The organism is Streptomyces violaceusniger Tu 4113 (assembly GCF_000147815.2).
Lineage (GTDB): Bacteria > Actinomycetota > Actinomycetes > Streptomycetales > Streptomycetaceae > Streptomyces > Streptomyces violaceusniger_A.
In genome coordinates, this window is record NC_015957.1 from 109,024 (window position 1) to 122,778 (window position 13,755).

The window sequence follows — 13,755 nt, forward strand, 5'->3', positions numbered from 1 at the left end:
GGTGAGACCCGGGTCGATCGGCCCACCGACGACGGATCGGCGCGGCCGTTGGGCGCAGAGCCCACTCGCGCTCATGGACACCACGATGGACCAGTTGCGCACCCTGATCATGGTCCATGAGGCCGGTACCGCACTGGGCGCCGCACGGATTCTGGGCCGTGAACAGTCCAGTGTGCAAAAGCAGATCGACACCATGAACCGGAACTTTCGCGAGCTTTGCGGCGAACCCCTCATACTCAAGCAGGGGCGCGGCAAGGACGTGCTGTTCACCGGCACCGGAGAAGCCCTGGTCGAATTGGCGCGCGGAACTCTCGGCGAGTGGCTGGACGGCATCCATGAGTCACGGCGCCGCCTGGGGAAAACCCTGGTGGTGGGCACCACCCGATTTACCCTCAGCTATCTGGCGGGCGCCGGGGAGCGGGTGTCCGAGGAGTTCCGGCAGCGCGCCATCGACCTCAAGGTGGGCCATGTGCGCACCCGGGACGTACTGGCCAAGCTGCGCGCCAAGGATGTCGACCTGGTGTGCGGCTCCGTGGTGACCCGGCCCGAGGGCGACGATGAACTCGCCGCCTTCGATGTGATGGAGTGGCGCCGCAGCGGGGTCTCGCTGCTGACCAATCTGTCCGAGGCCGAGCTGCCCGGTCCCACCGCCCCGAGCAGCGCGCTGCGCTCCCTGCCGCTGGTGGTCTCGGCCAGCGGGCTGATGGCCGGGGTGCTGCACACCTGGTTCGGCGGCGACTACCGCAACAAGCTGCGCATCGCCGCCGAGATCGACACCGTCAACTACGGTTTCGAGCTGCTGCGCTCCGGTCTGCTGCGCGGCTGCATGCTGGTCACGAAGGGGGTGGCGGACGCGGCGGGCGATCCGCGGGTGGCGTACGGACGCGGGCTGCGCGCGGTCGAGCTGGTCAATGACACCGGGCCCCGGCTGGAGGTGCTGCTGGGCGCCTTCACCCGGCGCGGTGAGCGCGCGTCCTATGACGCGGGCCATCCGCTCAATCTGCTCTGGGACGCGCTCGCGCAGGAGAACGCGCGCTGGCAGCGGGAGCAGCGCTGGCCCACGGCGGGCCTGGAGCCCGATCCGTTCGAGCTGGCCAACTCCTACAACCCGAGCGAGAGCTGAGTCGCGACCCGGGCGAGGGCTGAGTCGCGATCCGGGCGAGGGCTCAGCCGCCGGTCAGCCCTGTGGCCCGTACAGGTCCAGCTCCACCAGCAGCGCCCGGTGGTCGGTGTGCGGCAGCTCCAGGAAGCGGGCCGTGCGCGGCCGCAGCGCCCGGCTGGCCAGCACATGGTCGATCTGCGCCCCCAGCACCGGGGCCGTGGCGCTCGGCCAGCTCGGCGTGCGGGAGACTCCGGTGGCCCGTGCGCTGTCCCGCAGCCCGGTGTCCAGGACGGCCCGGAAGGCGGCGTGGTCCTGGGTGGCGTTGAAGTCGCCCGCGATCAGGGTGGGTTCCTCGCCCCGCCCGGCGGCGTAGGACCGCAGCCGCCCCAGCTCGGTGCGCCAGACGTCCAACTGGCCGGGCATCGGCGGCATGGGATGCGCGACCTGCAGCCGCAGCCGCTGTCCGGCGATCCGGACGACCGCCCCCGGCATCCGCAGCGTCCCGCGCACCCCTTCCTCCCGGGTCAGCGGGTGGCGGCTGAGGATCGCCGAGCCCGCGGCGGGGCTGTCGCCGAGGGCGATGCTCCGGTACGGGTAGGCCGTGCGGACGGCGGCCGTCTCCAGCGCCTCGGCGCACTCCGTGTCGCACTCCTGGACCGCGACCAGGTCCGGCCGCTCCCGGCGCAGCGCGGTCAGCAGTCCGTCCCTGGCCTGGCCGAATTCGAGGTTCGCGGTCATCACCCGCAGCCGGGCGAGGACCGGTCCGTGCGGCTCGGGCGGGGTGCCGCCGTCGTACGGCTGGATGAACCATCCGGTGGCCGCGGCTGCCGCCAGCGCCCAGCCGCACCCCAGTGGCCAGCGGGCGGCCGTGCCGAGCAGCAGCCCGAGCGCCGCCGGGACCAGCAGCCAGGGCAGAAAGGCCAGTAGCTGCGGCATGGGGGTGATGCCGTCGATGTCCGTGGCCCGGCATAGCACCACCGCGCTGACCAGGGCCAGCGGCACCATCGCGGACCAGGCCGCCGTCCGCCGGGCCCGTCCATCGGGGAGCCGGAGCAGCCGGGCGACGGCGCCCCGGGTGCCCCGGGGGCCGCGCGGGGCGCCGGACGGGCGGCCGGGGCCGGTGCCTTGGTCCTCCGCGACTGTCGTCTCCACGCTGGGCCTCTCGATCGGGGCGGGGCGCACATTCTCTCCTACGCCCCGCAGGTCTAGACCTTGACGTGTTCATGGGCTAACTTCCCGGAGCATCGCAGGAGTTCATGTCGGCATCCGTCGTTCATATACGCGAACCCCACCGTCAGGAGCCGCCCCCATGCGCACCAGAGCCCTGTATCTCGCCCTCGCGGCAGCGCTGGCCGCGCTGTTCGCGGGCATCCTCAGCGGTCCGGCCACGGCCGGGCAGACCCAGCGGTCCGCCGAACCCAAGGCCGCCGCCGCCTTCACCCACCCCGGCGTCCTGGTCAGCCAGGCCCAGCTCGACTTCGTCCGCTCCAAGGTGAACGCCGGCGCGCAGCCCTGGAAGGGCGCGTACGACGCGATGCTGTCGAGCCCGTACGCCTCGCTGTCGCGCACCCCCAAGCCGCGGGCGGTCGTCGAATGCGGGCCCTACTCCGACCCCAACCTCGGCTGCACCGATGAGCGCCAGGACGCGCTCGCCGCCTACTCGCTCTCGCTGGCCTGGTACATCACCCGGGACAGCCGCTACGCCGACAAGGCGATCCAGATCATGGACGCCTGGTCCGCCACCATCAAGGACCACACCAACAGCAACGCCCCGCTGCAGACCGGCTGGGCCGGATCCTCCTGGCCCCGGGCGGCCGAGATCATCCGCTACACCTACGACGGCTGGTCGGACGCCTCCATCAGCCGCTTCTCCACGATGCTGCGGAACGTCTACCTCCCGAAGGTCATCGGCGGCTCAAACTCCAACGGCAACTGGGAGCTGGTGATGATGGAGGCCGCCACCGGCATCTCCGTCTTCCTCGACGACCGGGCCGGCTACGACAAGGCCGTCGCGAAGTTCCGCGGCCGCGTCCCGGCGTACATCTACCTGCAGTCCGACGGCTCCCTGCCCAAGACCGCGCCCGGCAGCGGCCTGGACACCCGCGACAAGATCGTCAAGTACTGGCAGGGCCAGACGACCTTCGTCACCGGCCTCACCCAGGAGACCTGCCGCGACTTCACCCACACCGGATACGGCATCGCCTCCATCGCGCATGTCGCCGAGACCAGCCGCATCCAGGGCCAGGACCTCTACCCCGAGGTGGGCGAGCGGCTGCGGCAGGCGCTGGGCTTCCAGGCGAAGTACGAACTCGGCGAGGGCGTGCCGTCCTGGCTGTGCGGCGGCAGCGTCAAGCGGGGCCTCGGCCCGATCACCGAGGTCGGCTACAACGCCCTGCACACCCGCCTCGGCATCGCCATGGCCAACACCCAGAAGCTCACCGAGCAGCAGCGCCCGGCGGGCACCAACAGCCTCTTCCTGGGCTGGGAGACCCTGACCCACGCGGAGAACCCCTCCTGAGCGCACCCGATCCCGCGAGACCCCGGACCGCCCGGCGGCCCGGGGTCTCGCGGTCCTGGGCCCCGGACCGCCCGGGGCCGCGCGGGTCTGCCGGCCCCGGCCGGTCACTCGCCGCGCAGCGCCAGCACCGCCTCGACCGTGTCCGCCTGATCCGCCGGCTTGTCCTCCCGGTAGCGCAGCACCCGCGCGAACCGCAGTGTGACGCCCGCCGGATAGCGGGACGAGCGCTGCAGCCCGTCGAAGGCCACCTCCACCACCAGCTCCGGCCGCACCCGCACCACCCAGCCGTCGTCGCTGACCGCGATCCCCAGCAGCGCCTGCGTCTGCCACTCCAGCATCGCGTCGGTGAGCCCCTTGAAGGTCTTGCCCAGCATCAGATACGTGCCGTCCGCCGCTCGCGCGCCCAGGTGCAGGTTGGACAGCTTCCCGGTGCGGCGGCCGTGTCCCCACTCCGCCGCCAGCACCACCAGGTCCAGCGTGTGCACCGGTTTGACCTTCAGCCAGGACGCCCCGCGCCGGCCCGCGCCGTACGGCGCCTCCAGCGCCTTGACCAGCACCCCCTCATGCCCCCGGGCCAGCACGTCGGCGGCGAACTCCCGTGCCGCCCGCCGGGTTTCCGGATCCGCCGGGTCGTCGGTCACCAGCCGCCGCACCCGCCGGGGCCCGGGGGCGATCCGGGCGAGTTCGGCATGGCGCTCGCGGGCCGGCAGGTCGAGCAGATCGCGGTCGTCCACGACGAGCAGATCGAAGAAGACGGGGGACAGCGGCAGCGCGGCCGACGCCCCGGCCACATCGAGCCGGGAGCCGACCCGGGCGGAGGTCTCCTGGAACGGCCGTGGCCGCCCCTCGCCGTCCAGCAGGATCACCTCACCGTCGAGGATCGCCCGGTCCACCGCCAGTTCCCGTGCCGCCGTGACGACCTCCGGCAGCCGGTCGGTGATCTCGTCGAGGGTGCGGGTGTAGATCCGTACGTCCTCGCCGTCCCGGTGCACCTGGACCCGGATCCCGTCCAGCTTCTCCTCGACCGCGCACGGTCCCAGCCGGTCGATGGCCTCGTCGAGGTCCTTGGCGCTCTGCGCGAGCATCGGCAGCACCGGCCGCCCCACTTCGAGCCGGAAGCCGGCCAGCGCCTCCGGGCCGCGCGCCAGCAGCGCCTCGGCGACGGTGCCCAGCGAACCGCCGACCATCACCGCCCGCCGCACCTCGGCGGCCGGTGCGCCCACGGCCTGGGCGAGCCCCTCGACGGCCAGCCCTTCCAGGGCCCCCTGCCGCAGCTCCCCGCCGATCAGCCCGAGCAGAAAGCCCTGCTCCTCCTTGGTCGCGGCGGCCAGCAGCTCGCCCACCAGCCGCTTGCGGGCCGCCGTCGCGCCGGTGCCGGAGACCGCCGCGACCCGGGTGAGGGCCTCGTCCACATCGAGCACCGCGAGCGTCGGCTCGGCGGCGGGTTCCTGCCGGTGGCGCAGGGTGGACCAGCCCACTCCGGTCCGGCGCTGGGGCAGTTTGCCCGCCAGGTAGGTGATCACCACGGCCGCCTCGGCCGGTTCCGTACGCCGGAACAGCCGGGCCAGTGCGGCGATCTTCTCCGAGCGGGCGGAGGTGGCCGCGACCTGGCGGGAGGTCAGCGCGACATCAGCCAGCAGCATGGCTCCAGCCTGCCCCGCGCCCCGCCGGGAAGCCAGGCGCCGCGGCTCTCAGGCGGTACGTCCCACCTCGCCGCGTCCTCCCGCGCCGCCACGGCTCGGCCCGGCGCACAGCGACCAGATGACGAGGGCGTCGACGATGAGCAGCACGGTGGCCCAGACCGGGAAGTACGGCAGCCACAGGAAGTTGGCGACCAGCGCGAGCCCGGCCAGCGCCACCCCCGCGACCCGGGCCCACATCGCACCGGTGAACACCGCGAACCCGGCGAGCAGGAGGGCGATTCCGACGCCGAAGTGGACCCATCCCCATCCGGCGAGGTCGAACTGGAAGATATAGCTCTGCGTGACCAGGAACACCTGGTCGGTCCGGATGGCCGAGATGCCCTGGAGCAGGTTCATCAGCCCACTGAAGATCATCATGACCGCCGCGAAGACGAGCCATCCGCTCACCGCCCGGTGCGCGTGGCCCGGGGCGACCCCTGTATGAACTCCACCGGCGTGACTGGCCATGTCGGGCTCCTTCGTCAGGCGCAATCGATGTCCCGATGGCACCGATTGACGGCAGTAAGGGTGAATTGCCCTTTTTCTCAGATTTGCATAGACCCCCGGCTTCGGCACCTCGCCATCGTGAATACGTCCCACGAGAGCAGTGTGTAATCGAGTCGGCACGCAAAGTCGTCCCACCGTATGTGCCTTGTCGTTTCGCGCCTGGCCGACGGAAGCGGAGATTCGCCTTCCAGGATTTCCCGGTGTAGATGTATGTGTATGGCCCGGTTTATGGGTCGATCGTGGGCTGCCCGCATGATCCCCGGTCGGCGCCCACGGAGTCGGCGCCGGGAGCGCCCGGAGGTGGCGGGCCGGCGCTTTCGATCGTGGCTGAGCGTCCGCAGCGTCGCCGGCCAGGTCTTCGTCCTCCAACTCGTGATCGTGCTGCTCCTCGGCGCGGCGGCGACCATCGCCCTGGTGCTCCAGGTGCGGCACGACGCCACCGACGAGGCCCGCGGCCGGTCCGTCGCGGTCGCCGAGGCCTTCGCCAACTCCCCCGGCATCGTCCAGGCCCTGCACAGCCGCAACCCGACCAAGGTGCTCCAGCCGAGAGCCGAGGCCGCCCGGAAGAAATCCGGGCTCGACTTCGTCGTGGTCGTGACCCCGAAGGGCATCCGGCTCACCCACCCCAAGCCCAATCGGATCGGCAAGCACTTCATCGGCGCCATCGGCCGCCCGCTGCGGGGGCACACCATCACCGAGAGCCGCCCCGGGACCCTCGGCCCGGCGATGCAGGCGGTTGCCCCGATCTTCGACAGCCATCACAGGGTCGTCGGCCTGGTGGGCGCGGGGATCACGATCCAGAAGGTGAGCGGGCTCGCCAACCGCCAGCTCCCGCTGCTCGTCGGCGCCGTCTCCGCCTCCCTCGTCCTCGCCACCGGCGGCACCGCCCTGGTGAGCAGGCGGCTGCGGCGGCAGACCCGCGGCCTGGACCCGGTGGAGATGACGCGGATGTACGAGCACCATGACGCGGTGCTGCACTCGGTGCGCGAGGGCGTGCTGATCGTCGGCGGCGACGGGCGGCTGGTGCTCGCCAACGACGAGGCGCGCCGGCTGCTCGATCTGCCGCCGCGGCCGGAGGGGCGGCTGGTCGACGATCTGGGCCTGGAGCCCCATGTCGCCGACGTCCTGGCCGCCGGGCGCGATGTCACCGACGAGGTGCTGGTGGCCGGTGACCGGCTGCTGGCCATCAACAACCGGCTGACCGACCGCGACGGCGGCCCGCCCGGCAGCGTCGCCACCTTGCGCGACTCCACCGAACTGCGCGCCCTCTCCGGCCGCGCCGACGTGGCCCAGAAGCGGCTCAAGCTGCTGTACGACGCGAGCGTGGAGATCGGCACCACGCTCGATGTGGCCCGGACCGCCGAGGAGCTGGCGCAGGTGGCGGTGGACCGCTTCGCCGACTTCGTCACGGTCGACCTGGCGGAGCCCGTGGCGCGCGGCGATGAGCCGCTGGCGGTCGGGGGTGTCGAGATGCGCCGGGAGGCGGTCCACGGGATCCGGCCCGGCCAGAGCCACCCCTTCTATCCGGTCGGCCGGGTGTTCTCGTTCGTCCCGACCTCGCCCCAGGCGTTCGGGCTGAGCAGGGGGGAGCCGGTCGTCGAGGCCGATCTCACCGAGTCCCCCGGCTGGCAGGCGCAGGACCCCGAGCGGACCGCCAAGATCATCGAATACGGCGTCCGGTCGCTGGTCACCGTGCCGCTGCGGGCCCGGGGCGTGCTGCTGGGCGTGGTCAGCTTCTGGCGGATGAAGCAGCGCGAGCCCTTCGAAGAGGAAGAGGTGTCCCTCGCCGAGGAGCTCGCCGCGCATGCCGCGGTCTGTATCGACAACGCCCGCCGCTACACCCGCGAACACACGATGGCGGTCACCCTGCAGCACAGCCTGCTGCCCCGAGCCCTGCCGGAGCAGAACGCGCTGGATGTGGCCTTCCGCTATCTGCCGGCCGAGTCGGGGGTCGGGGGCGACTGGTTCGACGTCATCCCGTTGCCCGGAGCGCGGGTGGCGCTGGTGGTGGGCGATGTGGTGGGGCATGGTCTGCATGCGGCGGCGACGATGGGGCGGCTGCGGACGGCGGTGCACAACTTCTCCACGCTCGATCTCCCGCCCGATGAGATCCTGTCCCATCTCGACGATCTGATCGCCCGGATCGACCAGGACGAGGGCCCTGGCGGGCCGGATGGCGACGGCGGTGGGGGTGAGGGGATCACCGGGGCGACGTGTCTGTACGCGATCTACGATCCGGTGACGCGGCGGTGCACGATGGCGCGGGCCGGTCATCCGCCGCCCGCGCTGGTGCGTCCGGACGGCTCCGTGGAGTTCCTCGATCTCCCGGCCGGGCCGCCGCTGGGCCTGGGCGGGCTGCCGTTCGAGACCGCCGAGGTGCAACTGGCCGAGGGCAGCAATCTCGTCCTCTATACCGACGGGCTCATCGAGGACCGCCGCCGGGAGATCGACACCGGTCTTGAGATGCTGCGCGACGCCCTGTCCCACCCCGACCGGACGCCCGAGGAGATCTGCACCGAGGTGCTGGACGCGCTGCTGCCCAGCAACCCGAGCGATGACATCGCCCTGATCGCCGCCCGTACCCGGGTCGTCGGCGGCGACCGGGTGGCCTCCTGGGACGTGCCGTCCGACCCCGCCGCCGTGGCCGGGGTGCGAGCCGAGGTGATGCGGAAGCTGGCGGAGTGGGGGCTGGACGAGGCGGCGTTCACCGCCGAGCTGGTGCTCAGCGAACTGATCACCAACGCCATCCGCCACGCCACCGGCCCGATCCGGGTGCAGTTGCTCCGCGACAAGGCCCTGATCTGCGAGGTCTCCGACACCAGCAGCACCTCCCCGCATCTGCGGTACGCGGCGACGACGGACGAGGGCGGCCGGGGGCTCTTCCTGGTCGCCCAGTTCGCCGAGCGCTGGGGCACCCGCTACACCTCGGACGGCAAGGTCATCTGGGCCGAGCTGGCGATTCCGTGAAGCTTCGGCGGCGAAACGCTTCCCGGGCCGTGACGTTTTCGGGGCCGTGACGCTTGCGAGCGATGGCAGCGGCATATGCGTCCGGAACGTGACGCTTCTCAGTGCTCCGATTTGACGGACCGTCATGCTCCATGTCATGAGCGGGACCGGTCAAAGTGACGTGACTCCACTAACATGTGGCGCCCACGGCTTGATGTCCGCGTGGTCCAGCCAAAAACCCTCAACGCGCCCATGAGGACCTGATAGATGTCAGCACACATATCCAGCCATCCGCACAAAGGGCCCTCGGTGACACGTGGGGCCCTGACCGTCCCCCTGCTGGCAGCCGTCGTCGCCGGTGGAGCGGGACTGTGGGTGACCACCGCCGTGCCGTCCGCCCAGCGCGCCTCCGTCGCCGTCTTCTGCTCAGTGGCGGCCGTGCTGCTGGGGGTGGCGCTCGCGGTCGCCACCAACCGCTCGCGGACCATCGGCCGTCTCCAGGAGCGGGTCACGGAGCTGGAGACCACGGCCGCCGCCAAGGAGATCGAGGCCACCCGGCTCGCCGAGGAAACGATTCCGTCCGCGGTGCGGAGACTGCGCGAGGGCGGCTCGGCGGAAACCGTGATCACCCGCATGGAGCGCCCCACCAGCCGGGCCCATCAGCAGCTCCTGCGGGTGTTGCTGCGCGAGATCGGCGACGGTGAGCGGATGCGCGCCTCCGCGATGGCCGCGTGCGCCAACGCCGCGGGCCGCGTCCAGGCGCTGGCCACCAGCATGCTGGCCGATCTGCGGGAAATGGAGAACCGCCACGACGAGACCGTCCTCGGCGATCTGCTGAAGTTGGACCACACCACTGCCCAGGCGGGCCGGATCGCGGACAGTATCGCGGTGCTGACCGGTGCGCGCTCCGGGCGCCGCTGGACCAAGCCGATCGTCATGGAGTCCGTGCTGCGCGGCGCGATCGGCCGGATCAGCGCCTTCCAGCGGGTACGGGTCCACTCGGCCAGCAACGCCGCGGTGGCCGGTTACGCGGCCGAGGGCGTCATGCACGCCCTCGCCGAACTGATGGACAACGCCGCCAGCTTCTCGCCTCCCACCGAGGAGGTGCATGTGTACGTCGAGGAGACGCACGCGGGCGTCGTGGTGACCATCGAGGACGGCGGACTCGTGATGGGCCCGGCCGCCCTGGACCGCGCCCAGAAGTCCGTCTCCTCCGAGAGCCTGGACCTGATGAGCCTGTCCGGCACCCGGCTGGGCCTGGCGGTCGTCGGCTGTCTGGCCCGTAAGCACGGGCTGACCGTCTCCTTCCGGCCGTCCGCGCGGGGCGGCACCGGCGTGATCGTCCTGATCCCGCAGCAGTTGATCACGCACGTCAACCAGGACGCGGTCGTTCTCGACACACCGGGCTCCGTCCGCTCCGGGGTCCCCCGGCAGGCGTCCGCCCAGGCCGTCGGGTCCACGGCCACCACCACCGCGGCGCCCGCCGCGACGGCCCCCGCACCCGCCACCTCGCCGTCCCCTTCGCTGTCCCCTTCGCCGTCGTCCGCGCCGGAGCCCGCCGCGCCGGAGCCCGCCGCGCAGCCCTCACGGCCCGTCAACGGACTGCCCAAGCGGCGCCGTGGCGAGACGCTGGCCGCCGCCACCCGGTCGGCCGCCCAGGCGGCCGAGGCGGAACCCAAGGCCAAGACCAGCCGTCCACGACCCGAGGAAGCCGGAGCCCGCTTCGGCGCCTTCCGCCAGGCGGCCCGCCGTGGTTCCGCCACCGGTGCTCCGTGTGACACCGAGCCTTCGGTATCCGCAGATCACAACGAGACCGCCGAGTCCGCCGCCGAGCCTGCCGAGTCCGCCGAGCCTGCCGAGAACGACAAGCCGTGACAGAAGGAACGCCGATGAACACCACCGACCGCAGCTTGGACTGGCTGTTGGAGAACCTGCTGGAGAAGACCCCGGGGTCGCGCCACGCGCTGGTGCTGTCGCGGGACGGGCTCAAACTGTGCCTCTCCTCCGGGTTGTCCGTGGACCAGGCCGATCAGCTGGCGGCCATCGCGTCGGGCATCCAGAGCCTCGCCCATGGCGCGTCCATCGAGTTCGGCGACGGCAGCGGCGGCGTACGGCAGTCGATGACGGAGTTCCACGGGGGAATTCTGTTCATCGTCGAGGCCGGCGAAGGCGCCCATCTCGCCGTGGTGGCCCATGACGAGGCCGATGTCGGCATCATCGGCCACAACATGAACGAGCTGGTCGAGCAGATCGGCGACCATCTGCGAGCCGCCCCGAGGGTGGCCGCGGGCGACAGCGACACCGGCGGCGGGGCGACGGCATGATCCGAGGGCCGCTGGACAAGGAGGGGCCGGACCGGCTGTACACCGTCACCGGCGGCCGCAGCCGGGCGGACGAGAGCCGGTTCGACATGGTCACGCTGATCGTCAGCGAAAGCGACCCCACCCCCGGGATGCAGTCCGAGCACGTCCGGATCCTGCGGATGTGCCGCCGCCCCCTGTCGGTCGTGGAGATCTCCTCGTATCTGGAACTGCCCGTCAGCGTGGTCAAGATCCTGCTGTGCGATCTGCTGGACACCGGCCGGATCACCGCGCGCCATCCGCAGGCGGCGGCCCGTCCCGGTGGCCGGCTGCCCGGGCCCGAAACCCTGAAGAAGGTGCTCGTTGCACTCCAGAATCTCTGACGACACCGTCAGCATGGCACTCCCCGGCAGCACCGGACACGCTCCGCTGCGGGAGAGCGCGAGCAACGGTCTCAAGATCGTGATCGTGGGCGGGTTCGGCGTCGGCAAGACGACGATGGTGCGGTCGGTCAGCGAGATCCGCCCGCTGAGCACCGAGGAGACGATGACGCAGGCGGGCGTCGGCATCGACGACGCCTCGTTCGTACGGCACAAGACCACCACCACGGTGGCCTTCGACTTCGGCCGGATCAGCCTGGACGAGCAGATGGTGCTCTATCTGTTCGGCGCCCCGGGCCAGGAGCGGTTCTGGTTCCTGTGGGACCGGCTCTTCTCCGGGACCCTGGGCGCGGTCGTCCTGGTGGACACCAATCGGCTGTCCGACTCCTGGTACGCCCTGGACCGGCTGGAGCACCACGGCACGCCGTTCATCGTGGCCCGCAACAACTTCACCGAGCCGCAGCACTCGCTGGAGGAGGTGCGGGAGGCCCTCGACCTCCCGCCCGAGGTGCCGATGATCGACTGCGACGCCCGTAAGCGCGACTCCAGCAAGGCCGTACTGGTCGCGCTCGCCCGCTACCTCTACTCCCTCTCCACCAACGGCGCCGCCGGGGAGAGCACCGCGTGACCACGCCCGACCCCACGTCCCCGTTCGAGGACCTGTCGGAGGACCTGCCCGAGGATTTGTCGGAGGACTCGCCCGAGGACCTGGCCGAGGACCCGCCCGAGCCCGTCTTCCGGTCCGCCCCCGCGCCGCCCGACGGGGTGGTGCCCACCGGGTCGCTGCCGCTGGACTACCAGCGGTTCCGGGACGAACCGCTGGACCTCTACCGGGAGTTGCGCCGGGACCACGGCCCGGTCGTGCCCGTCCTGCTGGACGGCAAGATCCCCGTCTGGGCGGTGCTCGGCTACCGCGAGGTGGTCCGGGTCACCACCGATCCCCGGCTGTTCGCCCGCGACTCCCGCCGCTGGCACTCCTGGCATCTGGTGCCGCCCGACTGGGAGTTGATGACCTTCGTCGGCTACCGCCCGACCATGCTCTTCAGCGAGGGCGCCGAGCACCAGCGGCGGGCCGAGGCGATCTGGGACGGTCTGGCATCGGTGGACCAGTTCGAACTGCGCACGCAGTGCGAGCGCGTCGCCGACCGGCTGATCGACACCTTCGCGGGCAGCGGCCGGGCCGATCTGGTGGCGGAGTACGCCAGCCAGATCCCGCTGCGCGTGGTGACCCGGCTGTACGGTCTGGACGACACCGAATCCGCCGCCATCCAGGACGACGCGCTCCACCTCACCGGACCCGAAGGCCCCCTCGCGCTGCGGAACATGCAGACCAGGACGGAGGCGCTGATCAAGCGCGTCCGGGAGAACCCCGGCCAGGTCAACGTCGCCGCCCATCTGGTGGCCCACCCCGCCGGGCTCACCGACGACGAGATCGTCAACGACCTGCTCGGCAGCGTCTACGCCGTCCAGCAGCCCACCAGCGACCTGATCGGCAACGCCCTCCGGCTGATGCTGACGGACGAACGGTTCGCCATCACCCTCTCCGGCGGCCGGCGCAGCGTCGGCCAGGCGCTCAACGAGGTGCTGTGGGAGGACACCCCGGTCCCGTTCTGGATCGGCCGCTGGGCCGCCGAGGACACCATGCTCGGCGGACGCCGCATCAGGAAGGGCGACTGTCTGATGCTGGGCCTCGCCGCGGCCAACGCCGACCCCGACGTACGCCCGGACTTCCACTCCGGCGCGGGCGGCAGCCAGGCCCATATGGCCTTCAGCCACGGCAAGCACGGCTGCCCCTCGGCCGCCCGTGAGATCGCCGAGGTCATCGCCGGCGCCGCGGTCGAGGTCCTGCTCGACCGCCTCCCGGACGTCACCCTGTCCGTCGCCCCGGACGACCTCGAATGGCGGGTCACGCTGATGATGCGCGGCGTGGCCGCCCTCCCGGTCCGGTTCACCCCGGCCCACCTGGACTGACCCGCTCTCCGTCCCCCGGCCCGGTCCCCCGGCGGTGCGTCGCGGCCGGGGGACGGGGACCGCCAGGACACTCTGCACCGAGTCGAGGCGTTACCTCGGTCCAATTCGCGTGCGGCTCCTCGCCGGGGTCGGTCATGGCGGCGTTGAAGTACTGGAACGCCGACAGCTCGTAGCCGCTGTGGTGCGTCAGGCCCGCGTGCTTGAGACACCACATCTGGGCGTCATCCGCGTCGGCGGTGTCGGCGGAGCGTTCGCCGCAGGTGAGGCACTTGCCGAAGTGACGCACAGCCATGGCGGGCATGGCTGTCAGCGTCCATTCGGCAAATCGGTATCGGCCTCGCGTGATCCC

Annotated in this window: 12 protein-coding genes; 8 read left to right on the top strand and 4 right to left on the bottom strand. The window is 71.6% G+C overall.

Translation table 11 applies throughout. The features are described from left to right. Window positions 1-73: 73 nt before the first annotated feature. Entirely contained in the window at window positions 74-1,123 is a 1,050-nt protein-coding gene (locus STRVI_RS00465) for a LysR family transcriptional regulator (protein ID WP_106685598.1), read from the top strand. A gap of 54 nt (window positions 1,124-1,177) precedes the next feature. On the opposite strand, the gene STRVI_RS00470 is transcribed toward STRVI_RS00465, so the two are convergent. Continuing rightward, on the bottom strand, window positions 1,178-2,254 hold the full coding sequence (locus tag STRVI_RS00470; RefSeq protein WP_251982530.1) for an endonuclease/exonuclease/phosphatase family protein: 1,077 nt from the start codon (window positions 2,252-2,254) through the stop codon (window positions 1,178-1,180). A 157-nt stretch (window positions 2,255-2,411) separates the two neighbouring features. Between STRVI_RS00470 and STRVI_RS00475 the strand changes: the two genes are divergently transcribed. Beyond that, the gene (locus STRVI_RS00475; RefSeq protein WP_014053654.1) at window positions 2,412-3,620 is read left to right on the top strand and encodes an alginate lyase family protein; all 1,209 of its coding nucleotides are present in this window, start codon (window positions 2,412-2,414) and stop codon (window positions 3,618-3,620) included. A gap of 104 nt (window positions 3,621-3,724) precedes the next feature. Here STRVI_RS00475 and STRVI_RS00480 read toward each other — a convergent pair whose 3' ends face one another. Beyond that, on the bottom strand, window positions 3,725-5,263 hold the full coding sequence (locus tag STRVI_RS00480) for an ATP-dependent DNA ligase (RefSeq protein ID WP_014053655.1): 1,539 nt from the start codon (window positions 5,261-5,263) through the stop codon (window positions 3,725-3,727). A gap of 48 nt (window positions 5,264-5,311) precedes the next feature. Beyond that, window positions 5,312-5,770 (bottom strand): DUF7144 family membrane protein, encoded by a 459-nt coding sequence (locus STRVI_RS00485; RefSeq protein WP_014053656.1) that lies wholly within the window; start codon window positions 5,768-5,770, stop codon window positions 5,312-5,314. Window positions 5,771-6,061: 291 nt separating this feature from the next. Here STRVI_RS00485 and STRVI_RS00490 point away from each other — a divergent pair, with 291 nt between their 5' ends. The 6 genes from STRVI_RS00490 to STRVI_RS00515 all read left to right on the top strand — a co-directional run bounded on the left by STRVI_RS00490 (window position 6,062) and on the right by STRVI_RS00515 (window position 13,406). Further along, window positions 6,062-8,776 carry a SpoIIE family protein phosphatase gene (locus tag STRVI_RS00490; protein WP_251982531.1) on the top strand — a complete coding sequence of 905 codons (2,715 nt, stop codon included), beginning with the start codon at window positions 6,062-6,064 and terminating at the stop codon, window positions 8,774-8,776. A gap of 246 nt (window positions 8,777-9,022) precedes the next feature. After that, complete coding sequence (locus STRVI_RS00495) at window positions 9,023-10,630, top strand: sensor histidine kinase (protein WP_014053658.1); 1,608 nt, start codon at window positions 9,023-9,025, stop codon at window positions 10,628-10,630. A gap of 14 nt (window positions 10,631-10,644) precedes the next feature. Beyond that, window positions 10,645-11,079, top strand: a complete 435-nt coding sequence (locus STRVI_RS00500; RefSeq protein WP_014053659.1) for a roadblock/LC7 domain-containing protein — start codon at window positions 10,645-10,647, stop codon at window positions 11,077-11,079. Continuing rightward, the gene (locus tag STRVI_RS00505) at window positions 11,076-11,438 is read left to right on the top strand and encodes a DUF742 domain-containing protein (RefSeq protein ID WP_014053660.1); all 363 of its coding nucleotides are present in this window, start codon (window positions 11,076-11,078) and stop codon (window positions 11,436-11,438) included. Before STRVI_RS00500 ends, STRVI_RS00505 begins: the two co-directional genes overlap by 4 nt. Next, window positions 11,419-12,063, top strand: coding sequence for a GTP-binding protein (locus STRVI_RS00510; RefSeq protein ID WP_014053661.1), 645 nt, complete (start codon window positions 11,419-11,421; stop codon window positions 12,061-12,063). The genes STRVI_RS00505 and STRVI_RS00510 overlap by 20 nt, the downstream gene beginning before the upstream one ends. Further along, window positions 12,060-13,406 (top strand): cytochrome P450, encoded by a 1,347-nt coding sequence (locus tag STRVI_RS00515; RefSeq protein ID WP_014053662.1) that lies wholly within the window; start codon window positions 12,060-12,062, stop codon window positions 13,404-13,406. The genes STRVI_RS00510 and STRVI_RS00515 overlap by 4 nt, the downstream gene beginning before the upstream one ends. Here STRVI_RS00515 and STRVI_RS00520 read toward each other — a convergent pair. Continuing rightward, entirely contained in the window at window positions 13,384-13,707 is a 324-nt protein-coding gene (locus STRVI_RS00520; protein ID WP_043235171.1) for a hypothetical protein, read from the bottom strand. The genes STRVI_RS00515 and STRVI_RS00520 overlap by 23 nt on opposite strands. Window positions 13,708-13,755: the final 48 nt, after the last annotated feature.

Bases quoted from the DNA above. Each gene is read 5' to 3' on its own strand.
- STRVI_RS00465 (WP_106685598.1), top strand. From the start codon at position 74: ATGGACACCACGATGGACCAGTTGCGCACCCTGATCATGGTCCATGAG.
- STRVI_RS00505 (WP_014053660.1), top strand. From the start codon at position 11,076: ATGATCCGAGGGCCGCTGGACAAGGAGGGGCCGGACCGGCTGTACACC.
- STRVI_RS00495 (WP_014053658.1), top strand. From the start codon at position 9,023: ATGTCAGCACACATATCCAGCCATCCGCACAAAGGGCCCTCGGTGACA.
- STRVI_RS00485 (WP_014053656.1), bottom strand. From the start codon at position 5,770: ATGGCCAGTCACGCCGGTGGAGTTCATACAGGGGTCGCCCCGGGCCAC.
- STRVI_RS00500 (WP_014053659.1), top strand. From the start codon at position 10,645: ATGAACACCACCGACCGCAGCTTGGACTGGCTGTTGGAGAACCTGCTG.
- STRVI_RS00490 (WP_251982531.1), top strand. From the start codon at position 6,062: ATGATCCCCGGTCGGCGCCCACGGAGTCGGCGCCGGGAGCGCCCGGAG.
- STRVI_RS00520 (WP_043235171.1), bottom strand. From the start codon at position 13,707: ATGCCCGCCATGGCTGTGCGTCACTTCGGCAAGTGCCTCACCTGCGGC.
- STRVI_RS00480 (WP_014053655.1), bottom strand. From the start codon at position 5,263: ATGCTGCTGGCTGATGTCGCGCTGACCTCCCGCCAGGTCGCGGCCACC.
- STRVI_RS00475 (WP_014053654.1), top strand. From the start codon at position 2,412: ATGCGCACCAGAGCCCTGTATCTCGCCCTCGCGGCAGCGCTGGCCGCG.